Here is a 16,347-nt window from a genome sequence, read left to right as displayed (position 1 = left end):
TGTGCGGGGAACGGGGGTTGATGTTGCGGATGTGCACGCGCCAGCGGGGTTCACCCCCGCGTGTGCGGGGAACGGACCGTGAGGGCGAGCGGGACGACCTTGAGGCCGGGTTCACCCCCGCGTGTGCGGGGAACGGATGTCCTTCATCGCCGAGCGCAACTCGATGGTCGGTTCACCCCCGCGTGTGCGGGGAACGGCTCATGGCCCCGATCCGGCTGCTCTTTGAGGTGGGTTCACCCCCGCGTGTGCGGGGAACGGCTTAGCCCGAGCTTTGCCCAAGCTTTGCCCGTCGGTTCACCCCCGCGTGTGCGGGGAACGGCTGAGGGCCACCCCCGACGCTTCCCGCGACGTGGGTTCACCCCCGCGTGTGCGGGGAACGGATGCCGAGGGGAACGTCCAGGGGGCTCATGCCGGGTTCACCCCCGCGTGTGCGGGGAACGGGGCGACCTCCTCGACTACCCCGGGGACAGGGTCGGTTCACCCCCGCGTGTGCGGGGAACGGGTCTACAAGCTCGTGACGACGGCCCGCGTCGAGGGTTCACCCCCGCGTGTGCGGGGAACGGAGGAGTCATCGCCACGAGGCTTCGCGAGCCCCCGGTTCACCCCCGCGTGTGCGGGGAACGGCTCGACATCGTCCTGGACGAACATGCCGCGGCGGGTTCACCCCCGCGTGTGCGGGGAACGGTACGACCGGCGCATGGGCTTCAACACCGACACGGGTTCACCCCCGCGTGTGCGGGGAACGGGCAGAGAGCGGCCAACGCCGAGTTCATCGCCGCGGTTCACCCCCGCGTGTGCGGGGAACGGTACTCCCCCGAGATGGTGCGCATCGAGACGCAGGGTTCACCCCCGCGTGTGCGGGGAACGGACGCTCCTCCTCGGACAGGTCCATGGCCAGCTCGGTTCACCCCCGCGTGTGCGGGGAACGGTCGCCGGCGTCATGCAGACCATCATCGAGCGCCGGTTCACCCCCGCGTGTGCGGGGAACGGCCGCACTGGATCCACCTGGATGAGCCGATGACCGGTTCACCCCCGCGTGTGCGGGGAACGGGCGAGCCGGGTCATCGACCAGTACTTGACGCGGCGTTCACCCCCGCGTGTGCGGGGAACGGCGAGTCAACACGATTATCGAGCTGAGCGAACTGGGTTCACCCCCGCGTGTGCGGGGAACGGCTGAGCAGATCACCGCCAGTCAGAAAGTCGCCCGGTTCACCCCCGCGTGTGCGGGGAACGGCGCGGCTGAGAAGGTTCCACCACCACGGCCTCGGGTTCACCCCCGCGTGTGCGGGGAACGGGATGTCGTTGATGCTCATGCGTTTGCATTCTCCGGTTCACCCCCGCGTGTGCGGGGAACGGCGACGTTTCTGCACGTCAGATACTCTTTCCCGGGGTTCACCCCCGCGTGTGCGGGGAACGGCAAGTTCGTGGTCGGCATCCGCCAGGACATCACGGGTTCACCCCCGCGTGTGCGGGGAACGGCCAATCTCGCGCTCTCGTAGATTCGTAGTCTCGGGTTCACCCCCGCGTGTGCGGGGAACGGAACCAGCCGGTGTTCAAGTCGGCGATCCACCTGGGTTCACCCCCGCGTGTGCGGGGAACGGGCGTTGCTGGCCTTGGAGACCTTGGGGGAGATGGGTTCACCCCCGCGTGTGCGGGGAACGGTGCCGGAACAGGCCGCTGCTGGAGTACCAGCTGGGTTCACCCCCGCGTGTGCGGGGAACGGCTCGTGGAGCACACATGGACGGATGACCGCGGCGGTTCACCCCCGCGTGTGCGGGGAACGGCTCGCCCTCGAGCAGCTCCGAAGCTGACACCCCGGTTCACCCCCGCGTGTGCGGGGAACGGGCTTGCTGACCTGCAGCGTTCCCCCGAGCATCCCTCGTTTTCGTGCAACTTGGTGGGCGGGACCGACATCTCGCGGAACGCTCTCGACGTGGCATGTGGTCATGTGGTCATGTGGCCATGGCGGCCGCGGGGCGGAGGAGGAGCATGCCGCACCCGTAGGCGGCGGAGCGCCCGAGGCCGGTCCGGATTGTCTGCTGGGCCGGATCGGGATCGGAGACAGTGACTTGGGCGGTGACCTCCCGGGTGTCCACGCGCAGCGAGCGCCTGCGGTGGGAGCGCATGGAGATCTCCGGGCCGACGCGCAGCTGGTTGGGCTCGACATGGAAGCCGGCAGCCTCGAGGCGCCGGGTCACCCATTCGGTCGCCGCGTCGTCATCGTGGATGCCGACGCGGTAGCCGCGCTTCCCCGGGCCAGCAGGGACCGAACGGGTCGGATTCACGACCGTCCGCAGCATGAACTGCTGGCCAGCGGCGACCTGCCGGTCCACGACACGGGTGGTGACGGTGATCCCGAGGCCGTCCCAGGTCTCCGGGTCGGGCTCCGCGTCGGACTGGACCATGATGTCGCGGTCGCCGACGACCTGGAACAGCACCCCGAAGTGCGCGCGGGCCTGGGACCCGAGTTCGAGGTTCGGGAAGCCGGCCATGGTGAGGGTGTGCAGGATGTGCACGTCGGGGATGACGCGGTCAGGGAGGCTGAGGTGGGTCAGGTACATGACTGCTCCTCGGGCAGGGGGAATCGGGCGGCGGGGTGCGCGACCGTCTCGGTCAGACGCGGCATGAAGGCCCGGCGACCGAGGACGGGTCGCTCCATGCGCATCTCGGCCATCGGGTCGGTGCTGGTGGTCGTCACCGAGACGGTGTCGTCGTGCCGGGGCGCCAGCGGGATCGTCTCCAGGAGGGACTGGAGGCTGTCGGTCTCGACGACGGGTCCGCGGACGACGGGCGCGCCGATGGGGTAGCAGCGGCGGCCGAGGTACAGGGTGCGGGCGGGGCGCAGCAGCGCGTCGCGGACCGTGTCGAGGTCGATGGTCTGCTCGGTCTGTCCGATGACGGCGACCATGGCCGCGTCCGCGAGGAGATACCGCACGGAGACCTTCCCCGTATCGGACACGCCCGGCCGCTTTCCGGGCGCCTTGGGTGCCTGGCCGATGCCGGTGGCCCCGCCGATGGTGACGTAGTCCCGCTCCTCATGCCCGGCCCGATCCACCCGGGTGACAAGGTCGAAGGCGAGATCGGCCATGTCGTCGTCTCGGCCGCGGCCGAGCGCGTTGGCGATCAGCCCGATGATCCCGGACAGCGTGGGGCGGGTGCCGGCGTCGCGGTTGGTCAGCCGCCCCTCCGTCCCCCACGACATCATCGGCGCATCGAAGTGGAGGACGAGCGCTCTCATCGGCTGCCCTCGCCGGCGACGTGCGCCAGGGTGTCCTCCAGAGCCGTCGCGAACGGGATCGACTCCGGGTCCTGGGTGCTGACGCGGCGGGTGAGCGCGGGCCCGCCGTACAGGCGGTTCATCGTGTCCGCGTGCTCGATCAGGCGGGTGATGGAGTCCGCGATGACGTCCTGCCCGAGGACGGGCTCCGAGAACGCGTCGACGAGGCAGCGCGGAGCCTCGGAGACATCCAGCTGCACCAGGGACGGTTCGGTGAACGGCGCGCTCGAGCGCTTCATCGCCTCCGGGCGCAGCCGCGCGAACTCGCTGATCGTCAGCCGCAGCAGCTCCTCCCGCGAGGTGGGAGACGTTCCGGCCGCATCCATGCGGCTGTCGAGTTCGCGCAGATCGATGCTCGCGTAGCGGTACAGCACCCCGGAGGTCAGGCCCTGCGAGCCCATGCCTCCAGAGCCGCCGTGCCCCTGTTCTCCGGCGAGGTCGTCCACGGAGGTCCAGAACTCGGAGACGTAGCCGTCGGGGCCGGTGCCGACAGCGTGGGCCACGGAGAGTGCACCGTCGGTGCGCGTGTCGACCTCGGCGATGAATCGGCCGCTCATGGCCACGTCCAGCGGGACGGCCTCCTCGAGCTTCTCCTTGATCGTCGCCTTGTCGAGCTTGCCGCCGGTCTCGATCGCGGCCCGGGCGAGCGAACGGGGCGTTCCGTCGGGCATGGTGACCATGACGGCGGTGCTGAGCCCGTCGCTCCTCTCCGACTTCGCGGGCTGCTTGAAGTGCGTCAGCAGCGACTCGATCGCTGCGGCGGCCACGGTCTCGCTGGCGCCGAGCTGCTTCAGTTCCTCCGCGACGAGGGCGGGAAGGCGCCGGGTGCGGATCGACGTGGAGCCCTTGGGGAGGAGCTCACGCAGACGCATGCGGAGGAGCCGCTTCTGGGAGTAGGTGGACCAGCGGGCGCGGCGGACCCCGGAGATGGTGACGGTCTTGGGCATGCCGGCGTCGTCGCGGTTGATGCAGGACAGCGGGATGTACTGGAGGGTGTGGATATCGATGAACATGTTGGTCAGCCCTTCTTCTCGGTCTTCTTGGTCTGGCCGATGGCCTGGTGGGAGGTGTAGTGGTAGGCCCAGGTGCGCTGGGTCTGCTCGAATCGGTGGTCGGGGGTGTCCAGGTCGTAGAGGAGCTGGCGCCACGGGACGGCGATGCGGTCGCGGGCGAGGGCGGACGTGACGCGCGGGATCTCGGCGAGCAGGGCCGTGCGGGGCGTCCGGGTGAGGGTGGTGATGTGGCGTTCTGCGAGGGCCGGGTGGGCGATGCGGGCGACCGATGCTCCGATGCTCCGGATGTCCTGGGCGGAGGTGTGGCCGGCGGCGTAGATGTGGTCGGCCATGAGGGCGACGACGAGGTACCGGATCCGCCCATGCATCGTGCCGGGGTGCGGGGCGAGGTCTCCGAGGAGCGCGATCGCATCGGGGTGTGCGCCCAGGGGGTCGGTCGCGGACTTCCGCAGGGCGAGGAGCGTTCGCCGGTCGTCGGAGGCTGCGCGGACCCGGGCGATCAGCTGATCGTCGCGGGACGCCTCGGTCGACTCTGTCTGGCTGGTCATCGGGTCTCCTTCTCGGTGGTGGTCTTCGTGGAGAGCATCGGGAGGAAGCGCGTGATGATCTGCAGGATTCGACGCTGTCCCTCCGCCGCGCGCATGGGATCCCACCCCGGTGTCGCGGTGACGTAGATGTCGATGGCGGCGGTCCGGACCGCCTTCGCGCGGTCGGTGGAGAGGACGCCCTGGTCCGGGTCAGAGATCGCGTCCATCAGCACGGCGCGCATGATGGGCTCCATCTGGCGGATGAAGCGGTGCTGGGCGGAGTGGTTCTTCTGCGGCTTTGTCGTGTCGCTGTGCCGGTGGGCTCCGGTGCGGATGGCCAAGTGCTCGCCGATCTTGGTGATCGCGGTGTCCAGCGTCGTGAGCTGCTCGGCGGCGGCCAGGCGCAGCTCGGGAGGGACCAGAGGAATCTGATCTTCCGAGACGGACGTTGCGGACGTTTTCCCGACCCCGTTCATCGCGTAGAGACGGACGGCTGGTCGGGGGAGCCCCAGGTGAGCGCTGCGCTCGCGAGCCGAGGCGGCGATCGGGACTCGCGCCTTGGCCAGTTTGGGGATCTTCCGCCACAGGTCGAAGGCGCCGTCGTTGCCATCTGGGGCGTACACGGGTCCGCCCTCGTTGTCCTCGTCGTAGCCGAGGAACGGGCTCTCGGGGTAGCCCTTCCCACCCGGGTAACGCTCACCGTCGCGTTCGCGGGAGTACGCATTGCCGATGCTGGCGTGAGAGACGGTCGCTCCTCCGTCCTCGCTGCGGAGGAATACGGCGGCCACGGTCGCGGTGAGCAGGCCGAGCATGCCGTCGGGGCCCTCGGCGTGCCACGCAGGGCGGCCGAGGATGGCGGCGTCGGGCATCGAGAGCAGAATCGTCTCGCGCAGGGTCCGGCCGTGGGGGATATGGATGATCTTGCCGCGCATCGGTGCAGCCTTCGCGGACCTGCCGTTGCGCTCCGACGGGTCACCGGTGGACGTTGTTCCGCCCGGAAATGTGGCGATGTGGTGGAGGAGGTGCTGTGCGGCGTCGGCGGACGGGAGCCCTGTCATCGTCTGGGGTGTGTAGTGGCCGAGGTACTGCTCCTTCTCCGGTGCGGTGTGGAACTCGCGGATGAGCTGGTACGGGACCTTGGCGGCCTTGTCGATGGTGCCGAGCCAGGCGGCCTGGCCGAAGGGGTGCTCCGGGTGGAACAGGTCGAACCGGTCGTGCATGCGGCCCAGGTATGAGGTGATCACGTCGATGTCCAGCTCGAGCGGCGGATCGTCGCGATCGGGTCGCATGGCATCCATGGCGATGCTCACCAGGAGCAGGTAGGCGGGCGGCTCGGCGGTGCGGGTCCGCATGGCGAGGCGGCTGAGAGAGGGGTCTGTGAAGGCATCGAGGAGGCTGATTCGGCGGGGCCGGCCGTTCCCGTCGAGGGCATCGAGCCAAGGGCGGTCGACCAGGTTGAAGGTGGCGTTCATGGGTGTCCTCACGCGAGTCCGATGGTGGGGTGGTAGGAGGTGGCGTCGATGAGCTTCCTGGTCTCGTCGGGGCGACCGTCGGCGTCGAACGCGTCGCGGACCTGCAGGCGGGGGAGCATGTAGTCGGGGACGGGCACCGATGCTTCGGCGACGTCGCCGTCATTCCAGTCCGTCCTGTCGACCGGCAGATGCGAGGGGACGCTTGTCCCGTCACGAACGACAGTGAGCATCGTGGATCGGGTCCCCTGTCGGGTCTCGATGTGCTCGACAATGTCGGTGGTGGGCCATGCAGCGGAGAGCGAGGACCAGGGGGAGCGCGCGATCTTGTCCTGGATTCTCTTCTCCTGCACCTTCTCGGCAGCTATGACAGCCGCGCAGTATTCGGGGTCGTCGGCGAGGTCGGGGCGGTCGCCGTAGGCGGCACGGACGAGGGGGACGATCTGTTCGGGCATCTCGATGGTCGTGGCGTCGGCGAGGTCGCGGCGGGTCGCGAAGAGCGCATGCGGGACGGACTGCTCGTACACGTACTGGCTGCCCTCGGCGATGACGACGCGGGGCTCGGTGGCCCAGGAGGGACGGTTGCCGGCGCGGTCGTGGCGGTGGAGGCGTCCCAGGCGCTGGATGAGGTTGTCGGCGGGGCATGGCTCGGTGATCAGTAGGTCCAGGTCGATGTCGAGGGACTCCTCGATGATCTGTGTGGAGATGATGATCAGGCCCTTCTGCCGTCGTCCGGTCTCGTGGCCGTCCTTGCCGGCGACGGCCAGGAGGGTCTTCTCGCGGATCGCGCGGTCGCGGGCGGTCAGGCGGGAGTGCAGCAGCAGGACCGGGGCGCCGGGGTCGGCGGCGATGACGGACTTCCAGGCGGTGACGGCGCCGCGGACGGAGTTGCAGACGATGCCGATGATTCCGGGGGCAGTGCGCAGGTCCGGAAGGTCGACGTCTGCGGTGGAGTCGGCGCGGTCGATCTGCACGCTGCGGGGAGGCATGGTCGAGGGGACGTCGATCTCCTGGACCCCGCTAGCGTCTGCGGTGGTCAGCAGCGGGTAGGAGTCGCGGGCCTCGTGGGGCTCGACGGTGGCGCCGAGGAGTCCGGAGCGGTAGGCGGCGATGATCTTCTGGCGCTGGCCGGGACGGAGCGTGGCCGAGAGGACGACGACGGGGCATCCGAGGGCGGCGAGGTAGGCCAGGAGGGTCTCGAACTCGAGCATCATCCGGGGGTCGTAGCCGTGCACCTCGTCGAAGACGACAACGCGGCCGGCGAGACCGGCGAGGGCCACCATCCGGTATGGGGTCGGGAGCACAGCGCGGAGCAGCGTGTCGACGGTGCCGACGCCGACGGGGGAGGCGAGGGCGCGGTGGCGGCCGAGGAGCCACGCCGAGGGGGCGGTGCGGAGCGTGGGGTTGCGGTGGGTGAGCATGGCGCCGCGGTCGAAGATCCCGGCGGCGCGGAGGAAGGCGTCCAGGCTGGGGTGGATCGCGGCGGAGGTCGCGTGGGTCGGCATCGCGACGTAGACGCCGCGTGCGCCGGCTTCGGCATGTCGTAGGACGCAGGCCCAGGCGCCGGCGGTCTTCCCTGCGCCGGTGGCGTCCTCGAGCACCGTGATCGTCGGCCCGGTGGGCCGCAGTCCCCACACGGCCTCCTGCAGGGGCCGGGGCGCGAACCCGAAGACGTCCTCGAAGGTCTCGCGGTGCTGCGGGGGCTTCCAGTCGCCGATGAGCGCGAAGCGGCGCACGGCGGTGGCGGCACGGCCGGCGGAGGTCTTCGCGTACTCCTCGTCGGTGCCGGTGCGGCCGAGCGGGAACTGCCCGGGGTAGGATCCGACCCAGTCGGCGATCTTGATCAGACCCGCGGCCTCGAGAGCGACGATCGGGGAGGGCCGCCAGGCGCGGAGCCCGTTCTCGTCGGCGCTGAGGAGCTCAGCGGTGCGCGCGATGAGGCTCCGCTGTGCCTCGTCCCATGCAGGGCCGGCGCTGACCAGGGCGGGTGTCGCGGACTCTGCGGCGTAGGGATCGAGGTATCCGCCGCGCTCGACGTTGATGATCCGGCTCAGGAGGGTCGTGCTGGGGGAGACACCCCAGTCGCGCAGGAGAATTGCGGCGCCGAGGGCTTCGTGGGTCAAAGACCTGCCCCGGTAGGCGTGGGTGGCAGGGTCGAAGGGGAGGTCGGCGGGGACGAGGCTCCCGTCGAGCAGCTGGCCGGTGAAGTGCGGAGTCGCCTTTCCCATGTCATGAAGAGCGGCCGCGAGCATGAACTCAGGACACGGGATACTCTCCCGCAGCGCGTTGGTGGCGCGGTGGTTGTAGAGCTCGCCCGCGACGTGGGCGACGTCGAGGAGGTGGCACACCAGGGGGTGGATCGTCCGCGTGGCGGGGTCATACTTGCCCCACAGCTCACGGTCCGGCACGGTCGCTCCCTCGATCAGATCAGCAGGGCCCGTCGACCGTGACGGTACGGTGCGGGCCGGACAGTCGAGCTCTTCGACAGTCCCGACATCAGCCCCGGGCTTTCGTCGTTGAGGTGCCCGCGCGCTGGTTCGTGATGGGTGAAGGTGCTCCTGAGCTGGGAGGATAGGGCTTGTCTAGAGTCCAGTTCGTCGCAGTACAAGGAGCACCTTCAGGGTGAATGCTACCGGGTTGTATCGATGTCCTCGTGTTGATGTCTCGTCGGTGCCTGCGGCTGGTCAGGTAGGCGGGGTGCTGCTGACGCAGACGCTGCGGGCGGCGGGCCTAGCCGCGGACCTGTCCAGGGCGCTGGCGCCGTGAAGTAAGCAGCTCTCGCGTCATGATCCGCGAAAGGTCCTCGCGGACCTGGCGGTCATGCTCGCGGTCGGTGGGGATCGCCTGGCAGACGTCGCGACGCTGCGAGCGGAACCGGAACTGTATGGTTCCGTCGCGTCGGATGCGACGGTCTCACTGTTGCTGAGGACCCCCGCCGCTGACGTCGACGTGGTCGAGAGCGCGATCAGTGCCGCCCGTTGCAAAGCCCGCGAGAACACCTGGGCGCTGGCCGGGGAGCACGCCCCTGGTGCGGGCGTCACGGCGAAGGGTCCGCTGGTCATCGACCTGGACGCGTCGCTGGTGACCTCTCACAGCGAGAAGGAACTGGCCAGGCCCACGTTCAAGAGAGGTTTCGGGTTCCATCCAGTGCTGGCGTTCGTCGACCATGGCCCCGGTGGTTCCGGGGAGATGCTGGCCTGTTTCCTGCGTGCTGGGAACGCTGGCTCGAACACCGCAGCGGACCACGCGAGCGCGATCGCCGCTGCGCTGGCGCAGGTGGGGATGGGGTCCCGGCCCGGGAAGAAGGTGCTGGTTCGGATCGACGGGCCTGGCGGGACGAAGAAGACGCTGCAGGAACTGGTCAAGCGCAGGGTCTCATACTCGGTCGGGTTCACGCTGCCTGCGAACACGCCGCAACTGCCCCGCTTGGTCCCTGAGCACGTTAGGGAGCCGGCCTACAACTCCGACGACTAGGCCCTAGAGGGCGCTGACGTCGCAGAACTGACCGGGCTGCTCGACCTCGACCAGGACTGGCCGGAGGGGATGCGCGCCATCGTCCGTCGCGAGCGCCCTCATCCCGGCGCGCAGCTGCGGTTCGATGACGTCGAGGGCTACCGGCTCACCGCGTTCGCGACCAACACCACCAAGGGCCAGCGCGCGGACCTCGAGGTTCGTCACCGCCGGCGTGCTCGCTGCGAGGACCGGATCCGGGCCGCGAAGGGCATGGGCCTGCGGGACCTCCCCCTGACAAGTTTCGGACAGAACCGGATCTGGTGCCAGATCGTAGCCCAGACCAGTGAGATCACCGCCTGGACGGGGCTGCTCGGCGACACAGGCCAGCCCGCCAGAAGGTAGGAACCCAAACGCGTGCGTTACCGCCTGGTCCAGATCCCCGCGACTATCGCGCGCCATGCCCGTCAGCGGGTCCTACATCTCTCGGACCGGTCGCTCTGGGCCGAGATCATCCAGGCCGGCCACGCCCGCCTCGCCGACCTGCCCGCCCCCGGCGGGATAGCTCCCGACGCCGTCGTTGACCGCACTCGCCAAGGACCTCCGGAATGGACGCCCGACGACCGCGATCGACATGCGGCAGACCGTCACCCCCAGATGCCAGAATCGGCTCTCGAACACCGGCGACACCGTCGCTCAACAGCACCATGCACAGCGAGCGTAATACCTGATCGGGTGCCCCCGGCAGGATTCGAACCTGCGACCGACGGATTAGAAGGCCGTTGCTCTATCCACTGAGCTACGGAGGCGTGCGCGCCGCGGCGCGCCGAGGGGAGTCTACCGGGACTCGCCCTGACAGCGCGGACACACGAAGACGACGCGGGGCTGCGCCCCCTCGACGTCAGGCTGGGCCATCATGCGGCGCTCCACGCGGCCGCGGCATCGACGGCACGGCTGGCCCGCGCGGCCGTAGACCCACAGATCGCCGCCGCGACCCATCATGCCGCCGGTCGTGACGCGCACCGAACGATCCTTGTTGAGGTCCAGCAGACGGTGGGCGAGGTCGACGAGCGCTCCGGGATCAGAGAGGGCGGAGACCGGGGCGAAGGGGGAGATGCGCTGCAGGAAGCACAGCTCGCTGCGGTAGATGTTGCCCACCCCTGCCATGACGCGCTGGTCCAGGAGCACCTGTCCCAGCGGCAGATCCGCCTGGGCCGCGAGGTTCGCCGCCGCCTGCTCCCGCAGCGCCGGGCCCCAGGCGGGGGAGAGGAGGTCCGGTCCCAGATGCCCGACCTCGCTGTCCTCCTCGGCGGTGCGCAGCAGATGCACCTGCTTGATCTCGTACCCGGTCGCGCGGGCGACGCGGCCATCATCATGCCGAGCCTCGAGGATCACGCGGGCCGTATGCGCGGGACGCCGGGCCCGGGAGGTGTCGGAGCTGATCAGCGGCTTGTCATCGACGAACCAGATGCCGTCCATCATGAGATGGGAGTGCAGGGTCAGCGGCTCGCCGGCCCCGTCCGCGGGCGGGAGCAGGCGCAGCAGCAGGTGCTTGCCGCGCGGCACCACCTCCCGCACCCGCCAGCCGCGCAGATCGGTGTCCGCGAGCCGCGGCACCCGCAGCTCGCACCGGGTGAGGGTCGCCCCGGCGAGCGCCTCATGGAGGATCCGGCACTGCCGGTGGACGGTGTCTCCCTCGGGCATGCTCACCGCCCTCCGGCGCGCAGGCGGATCGCCCGCGGGGAGCGGTAGCATCCGGCCTCGGCGAGAGCCGCGGCCACGTGGGCGACGGCCTCCGACTCGATGCCGTGGCCGCTGATCCGCTCGACCGCGAGGGCCGGGATCATCGACTCTGCGGCCACCGCATGCGCGAGGGCGCGGGCGGTGTGCGGGGTGCGCACGGGGCTCGCGTACCACAGCAGCGACTTTCCGCCGCGCTCGAGGACGGCGGCGACTTCTCCGCCGTCGAGCACCACGAGCGACCCGGCCCGGCGTGCGGGTCTCAGGGACGTTCCCTCGGGGGGCTGCACGCCGGGATCCGGCCAGGGGAGGGCGGCGCCGTACGGGTTCGCGGGATCCGTCGCCGCGAGCACCGCCAGGGCGTCATCCCGCCCGCTTTCGTCGCCGTCCTGGCGGCGAGCCTGCGCGGCCTCCCGTTCGCGATCCCGGTCGCGCAGCCGGTCCACGGCTCCGGGAGGGGCGAACTGCGCCGCCCCGAGGCCGTCGATGAAGTAGCCGCGGCGCGCCCCGCCGTTCTCCTCGAGGGTCTGCAGCACGCGGTACATCGTCGCGAAGGACCCGGGTACGTCCTCGATGCCCATGCCACCACGGGTCAGCACGCCGTGCCGGTCCAGAAGCAGGGCCGCGAGGGCGCTCGCGCGAGCGGTCGCGTCGACCATCGGCACGCGCAGCGCCGACCACCGGCCTGAGCCCGCCGGGCCCGTTTCCAGCTCGGAGACGTGCGCGGCGCCGGCCCGGAGCATCGCCGCCGACAGCCGGGCGGCACCCCTCCGGGTGGCCGGACGCGCGCGTCCGCGGCCGCGGGATGGCCGCGAGGAGCGGGCGGGGCCCATCGCGTAGCCGCGCAGCGGGGCGAAGGAGTCGTTGGTGATGAGCGTGGAGAACGCGAGCTCCCACAGCGCCTCCGTCAGCTGCGGCGGATCGACGGCGCCGCCGCCCTCGGGATCGGCGGCGAGCGCCCGCAGAATCTCGGTGTGCCGCAGCGCACCGGGGGAGCCGCGCAGGAGAGCCAGCACCCGGGAGGCCACGGACCCCGGGGCCAGAGCGTCTGCGGCATCCTCGATCGTGGCCGCGTCCAGGCCCAGCGGCAGCGCATCGGCCAGATGCAGACGCACCCAGCCGTCATCGGAGCCCAGGCGGCCGTGGCCCGTCCAGACGATCTCGCCGCTCGCGAAGAGCCCGTCCAGCAGGGCGGAGGAGGCGTCGTGCAACCGGGCCGGAAGCACCTGTGACTCCCAGGTCGACAGAGGAAGGGACACCCCGGCGAGCTGATCGATCACGCTGAGCGCACCGTCGGCCCCGGCCAGAGAGGACCTCCGGGGAGCACCGTCCGCATCCCGCTCCCGCACATGCTGCCAGCCCCCGAGGAAGCGGGCGTAGGAGGACGGGGCGACCGGCTCGATCTCGCGGCGCGACGCGGCGAGGCTCGCCCGGCGGATCCTTCGCAGCACCTCCGCCTCGACCCATTCGACGCCCTCGCCACCCGGAGTGAACTCGCCTGTCGTGAGCGCCCGGTCGGCGACCAGGGATTCGAGGGCGGTGCGTGCCACGCCGGGGGCGAGACCATGGGCGCGCACCGCCTCCTCGAGGGTGAAGGGCCCCCGGGCGCGGGCCCAGCGGGAGAGCAGCTCCTCGACGGGTCGCGGCACCGGCTCGAGATGCACGGCAGGCACCCCGACGGGCAGCGCGATGCCGAGCGCATCGCGCAGCAGCCCCGCATCCTCGATCGCGGCGAGCTGCTCGGCCCCGCCGATGCGGACGGCGACCGCACGTCGGGCCGCGAGCAGCTCCTCTGATGCCTCCGCCGCGGACGCCCCCTCCGCCATCCGCGCCTCGATCTGCTCGGGCGCGAGCGGGCCCAGGCGCCGCAGCGCATCGGCCAGGTCCTCGGCCCCGCGCAGCGCGCGCTCCGGCGTGAGGCCCTGCAGCTGCTGCGAGACCTGCGCGATCGCCGCGGGATCCAGCAGCTCCCGCAAGCTCACCGTTCCCAGGAGCTCCGCCAGGAGGCTCTGGTCCAGCGCGAGAGCGGCGGAGCGCTTCTCCGCCGCGGGAGCGTCTCCGTCGTACAGGAACTGGGCGACGTAGCCGAACAGCAGGGACCGTGCGAACGGCGAGGGAGCGGGGGTCTCCACCTCCCGCACCTGCACCTGCCTCGTGGTAATGCCCTGCATCACCGCGACCAGGCTGGGGAGGTCGTACACGTCCTGCAGGCACTCGCGAGCAGCCTCGAGCATGATCGGGAAGTCCGGGTAGGGACGGGCGACGTCCAGCAGAGCCGCGGCTCGCTGCCGCTGCTGCCACAGCGGAGCCCGGGAACCGGGGTCGCGGCGCGGCAGCAGGAGCGCCCGTGCGGCGCATTCCCGGAAGCGGGAGGCGAACAGGGCGGAGGTCCCCACCAGACGGCGCACCTCCTCATCGATCTCCTCGGGCGTGAAGACGAACAGATCCGCGCCCGGCGCCTCCTCCCCGTGCGGGATGCGCAGGACGATCCCGTCATCAGCCGCCATGACCTGTCCGTCCAGGCCGAAGCGGTCCTGCACGCGGGCACCGACCGCCAGGGCCCACGGCGCGGTCACCCGCTGCCCGAGCGCGCAGTGGAGCACCACACGCCAGTCGCCCAGCTCGTCGAGGAAGCGTTCGATGACCAGGGACTCGGGACCGGGCACCGTGCCGGTGGCCTGCTGCTGCTCCTGGAGGAAGCGCAGGGCCGCGTGCCGGGAGTTCTGATCGAGGCCGATCTCCGCGAGCTGCGCGAGCGCCTCCTCCGGCGCCCGGGAGGAGATCTCGTGCTCGAAGCCGCCCAGCGCCCGGCCCAGCTCGACGGGCCTGCCCGCCCCTTCGCCGTGCCAGAAGGGAATCCGTCCGGCCAGGCCGAAGGCGGGGGAGACGGTCACCCGGTCATGGGTGATCTCCTCGATCCGCCAGCTCGAGGTGCCCAGGGTGATGACGTCTCCGCGCCGGGACTCGTAGACCATCTCCTCGTCCAGCTCGCCGACCCTGCGCGCCTGACCGGAGTCCTCGCCCGCCACGAGGAACACGGGGAAGAGCCCGCGGTCCGGGATGGTGCCGCCGCTGGTGACGGCGAGGCGCTGCGCCCCGGGACGGGCGGTGAGGATCCCGGTCTCGCGGTCCAGGACCAGGCGTGGCCGCAGCTCGCTGAACGCGGTCGAGGGGTACCGGCCGCAGAGCAGGTCGATCGTGCCGTCGAACAGGGACCGAGGCAGCGCCGCATACGGATGCGCGGAGCGGACGGTCCCGAACCACTCCTCGAGCTCGAGGGGTTCCACAGCCGCTGCGGACACGGTGTGCTGGGCCAGGACGTCGAGCGCGTTGCGGGGCACGACGAGGGGCTCGATCCTCCCCGCCAGGGACTCGCGCACGGTGACCGCGGCACGCAGGACATCGGCCGCATGCAGCGGATGGACGATCCCGCGGGAGACCGCCCCCACGTCGTGGCCGGCGCGGCCGATGCGCTGCAGCATCGAGGAGATCGCCGGCGGCGTCTCGACCTGGATGACCAGGTCCACCGAGCCCATGTCGATGCCCAGCTCGAGAGAGCTGGTCGCCACCACGCAGCGCAGCTCCCCGGACTTCAGCTGCTCCTCGATGAGCCGCCGATGCTCCTTGGACATGGACCCGTGATGGGCCCGGGCCACGTCCTCGACCTCTCCGTCCGCGGCGAGGGAGGGGTCCTCCGTGCCGTCGGTGCGACCCACCGCCCAGCTCGCCGGACCCGGTGCCGCGAGCCCGGCGGCGGCCGCCTCCCGTCGCCGGTGCAGCAGGTTCAGCCGCCCCGTGAGCCGCTCCGCCTGCCGCCGAGAGTTCGTGAACACGATCGTCGAGCGGCGGGAAAGCACCTCCTCGAGGATCGCCCGCTCGATATGCGGCCAGATGGTCCCGGCGACGTCGTCCTCATCGGCCGCGTCCGCGGGCGGCTCGATCGCCTCGAAGTCCGTGATCGGGAGGCGCACCGTCAGGTCCAGCTCCTTGGTCGCGGGCGGGCGGACCACGGCGACCTGCCGGTCCGCGCCGCCGAGGAAGCCGGCGACCTCGCGGACGGGCTCGACGGTCGCCGACAGCCCGATGCGCTGCGCGGGCGAGTCGGTGAGCGCGTCCAGGCGGGCCAGGGAGAGCGCCAGGTGGACGCCGCGCTTGGAGCCCGCGACCGCGTGGACCTCGTCGACGATCACCGTCCGCACGGTCGTGAGCGACTCGCGGGCCGAGGAGCTGAGCATGAGGAACAGCGATTCCGGCGTGGTGATGAGGATGTCCGGCGGATTCGAGACGAGCGCGCGCCGCTCCGCCGCCGGGGTGTCCCCGGTGCGCATGCCCACCCGGACGGGCCGCGCCGCGACGCCCATTCGCTCGGCGCTGCGCCGCGTGCCCACGAGCGGGGAGGTCAGGTTCCGCTCGACGTCCGCACCGAGCGCCTTCAGCGGCGACAGGTACAGCACGCTCACGCCCGGGCCCCGGGCGGGTGCCTCCGGCTCCGGGAACATGAGCGCGTCGATCGCCATGAGGAACGCGGCGAGCGTCTTCCCCGAGCCGGTCGGGGCGATCACGAGCGTGTCACGAGCCTCGCGGATCGCCTGCCACGCCCCGGCCTGGGCGGCGGTCGGGTCCCCTAGGGCACCGGAGAACCAGTCCCGGGTCGCGGGGCTGAGCAGCTCCAGCGCGGCGCGCGGCGAGGCGAGGACGGGCGCGGAGGGACCGGACGGGTTCATCGGGCCATTGTGTCGCGCCGGACGGACATCCGAGTGCGTCCGGACGTGAACGCGGAGGTCGGCCGAGGGGGACGGCCCCGAGCGGCCACCCCATCGTCAGCCCGGACGTGGCAGGATTGACACGAGGCGGCGCCCCGTGACGGGGCC

8 protein-coding genes, 1 tRNA gene, 1 pseudogene and 1 CRISPR repeat array (1 of these 11 cut by a window edge) are annotated in these 16,347 nt (G+C 71.1%); of the genes and pseudogenes, 1 reads left to right on the top strand and 9 read right to left on the bottom strand.

The features are described 5' to 3' along the window. Positions 1 to 1,845: direct repeats of the CRISPR family, unit length 28 nt; unit sequence GGTTCACCCCCGCGTGTGCGGGGAACGG; it reaches 2,089 nt to the left of the window's first position. Positions 1,846 to 1,952: 107 nt separating this feature from the next. Genes cas6e through cas3 form a run of 6 tightly spaced genes read right to left on the bottom strand, consistent with a single transcriptional unit; the run spans position 1,953 to position 8,694 of the window. Then, positions 1,953 to 2,561: a type I-E CRISPR-associated protein Cas6/Cse3/CasE gene (gene cas6e, locus ACFFF6_RS05795; protein ID WP_376979050.1), complete on the bottom strand. Its 609-nt coding sequence runs from the start codon at positions 2,559 to 2,561 to the stop codon at positions 1,953 to 1,955. After that, positions 2,552 to 3,238: a type I-E CRISPR-associated protein Cas5/CasD gene (gene cas5e / locus ACFFF6_RS05790; RefSeq protein ID WP_376979048.1), complete on the bottom strand. Its 687-nt coding sequence runs from the start codon at positions 3,236 to 3,238 to the stop codon at positions 2,552 to 2,554. The genes cas6e and cas5e overlap by 10 nt, the downstream gene beginning before the upstream one ends. Continuing rightward, positions 3,235 to 4,290 carry a type I-E CRISPR-associated protein Cas7/Cse4/CasC gene (locus ACFFF6_RS05785; protein WP_376979047.1) on the bottom strand — a complete coding sequence of 352 codons (1,056 nt, stop codon included), beginning with the start codon at positions 4,288 to 4,290 and terminating at the stop codon, positions 3,235 to 3,237. Before ACFFF6_RS05785 ends, cas5e begins: the two co-directional genes overlap by 4 nt. 5 nt (positions 4,291 to 4,295) lie before the next feature. After that, the gene (locus tag ACFFF6_RS05780; protein ID WP_376979046.1) at positions 4,296 to 4,838 is read right to left on the bottom strand and encodes a type I-E CRISPR-associated protein Cse2/CasB; all 543 of its coding nucleotides are present in this window, start codon (positions 4,836 to 4,838) and stop codon (positions 4,296 to 4,298) included. Beyond that, on the bottom strand, positions 4,835 to 6,289 hold the full coding sequence (locus ACFFF6_RS05775) for a type I-E CRISPR-associated protein Cse1/CasA (protein ID WP_376979044.1): 1,455 nt from the start codon (positions 6,287 to 6,289) through the stop codon (positions 4,835 to 4,837). The genes ACFFF6_RS05780 and ACFFF6_RS05775 overlap by 4 nt, the downstream gene beginning before the upstream one ends. An 8-nt stretch (positions 6,290 to 6,297) precedes the next feature. After that, on the bottom strand, positions 6,298 to 8,694 hold the full coding sequence (gene cas3, locus ACFFF6_RS05770) for a CRISPR-associated helicase Cas3' (RefSeq protein ID WP_376979042.1): 2,397 nt from the start codon (positions 8,692 to 8,694) through the stop codon (positions 6,298 to 6,300). A gap of 214 nt (positions 8,695 to 8,908) precedes the next feature. On the opposite strand from cas3, the pseudogene ACFFF6_RS05765 reads away from it, so the two are divergent. Further along, positions 8,909 to 10,291 (top strand): annotated as a pseudogene (locus tag ACFFF6_RS05765) (IS1380 family transposase); the annotation flags it as partial. 181 nt (positions 10,292 to 10,472) lie between these two features. On the opposite strand, the gene ACFFF6_RS05760 reads toward ACFFF6_RS05765, so the two are convergent. The 3 genes from ACFFF6_RS05760 to ACFFF6_RS05750 all read right to left on the bottom strand — a co-directional run bounded on the left by ACFFF6_RS05760 (position 10,473) and on the right by ACFFF6_RS05750 (position 16,200). Further along, positions 10,473 to 10,545, bottom strand: a tRNA-Arg gene (locus ACFFF6_RS05760). 28 nt (positions 10,546 to 10,573) lie between these two features. Next, positions 10,574 to 11,440: a DNA-formamidopyrimidine glycosylase family protein gene (locus ACFFF6_RS05755; protein WP_376979040.1), complete on the bottom strand. Its 867-nt coding sequence runs from the start codon at positions 11,438 to 11,440 to the stop codon at positions 10,574 to 10,576. Between the two features lie 2 nt (positions 11,441 to 11,442). Then, entirely contained in the window at positions 11,443 to 16,200 is a 4,758-nt protein-coding gene (locus ACFFF6_RS05750) for an ATP-dependent helicase (RefSeq protein WP_376979038.1), read from the bottom strand. Positions 16,201 to 16,347: the final 147 nt, after the last annotated feature.

This window comes from Brachybacterium hainanense, from assembly GCF_042434575.1.
Classification (GTDB): domain Bacteria; phylum Actinomycetota; class Actinomycetes; order Actinomycetales; family Dermabacteraceae; genus Brachybacterium; species Brachybacterium hainanense.
The sequence above is the reverse complement of the archived record's forward strand: the minus strand, read 5'-3'. Positions and strand labels throughout refer to the sequence as shown.

What these genes read in the sequence shown, in the direction of transcription:
- ACFFF6_RS05785 (WP_376979047.1), bottom strand. Translation starts at nt 4,290, where the DNA reads ATGTTCATCGATATCCACACCCTCCAGTACATCCCGCTGTCCTGCATC.
- ACFFF6_RS05780 (WP_376979046.1), bottom strand. Translation starts at nt 4,838, where the DNA reads ATGACCAGCCAGACAGAGTCGACCGAGGCGTCCCGCGACGATCAGCTG.
- ACFFF6_RS05755 (WP_376979040.1), bottom strand. Translation starts at nt 11,440, where the DNA reads ATGCCCGAGGGAGACACCGTCCACCGGCAGTGCCGGATCCTCCATGAG.
- ACFFF6_RS05750 (WP_376979038.1), bottom strand. Translation starts at nt 16,200, where the DNA reads ATGAACCCGTCCGGTCCCTCCGCGCCCGTCCTCGCCTCGCCGCGCGCC.
- cas6e (WP_376979050.1), bottom strand. Translation starts at nt 2,561, where the DNA reads ATGTACCTGACCCACCTCAGCCTCCCTGACCGCGTCATCCCCGACGTG.
- cas5e (WP_376979048.1), bottom strand. Translation starts at nt 3,238, where the DNA reads ATGAGAGCGCTCGTCCTCCACTTCGATGCGCCGATGATGTCGTGGGGG.
- ACFFF6_RS05775 (WP_376979044.1), bottom strand. Translation starts at nt 6,289, where the DNA reads ATGAACGCCACCTTCAACCTGGTCGACCGCCCTTGGCTCGATGCCCTC.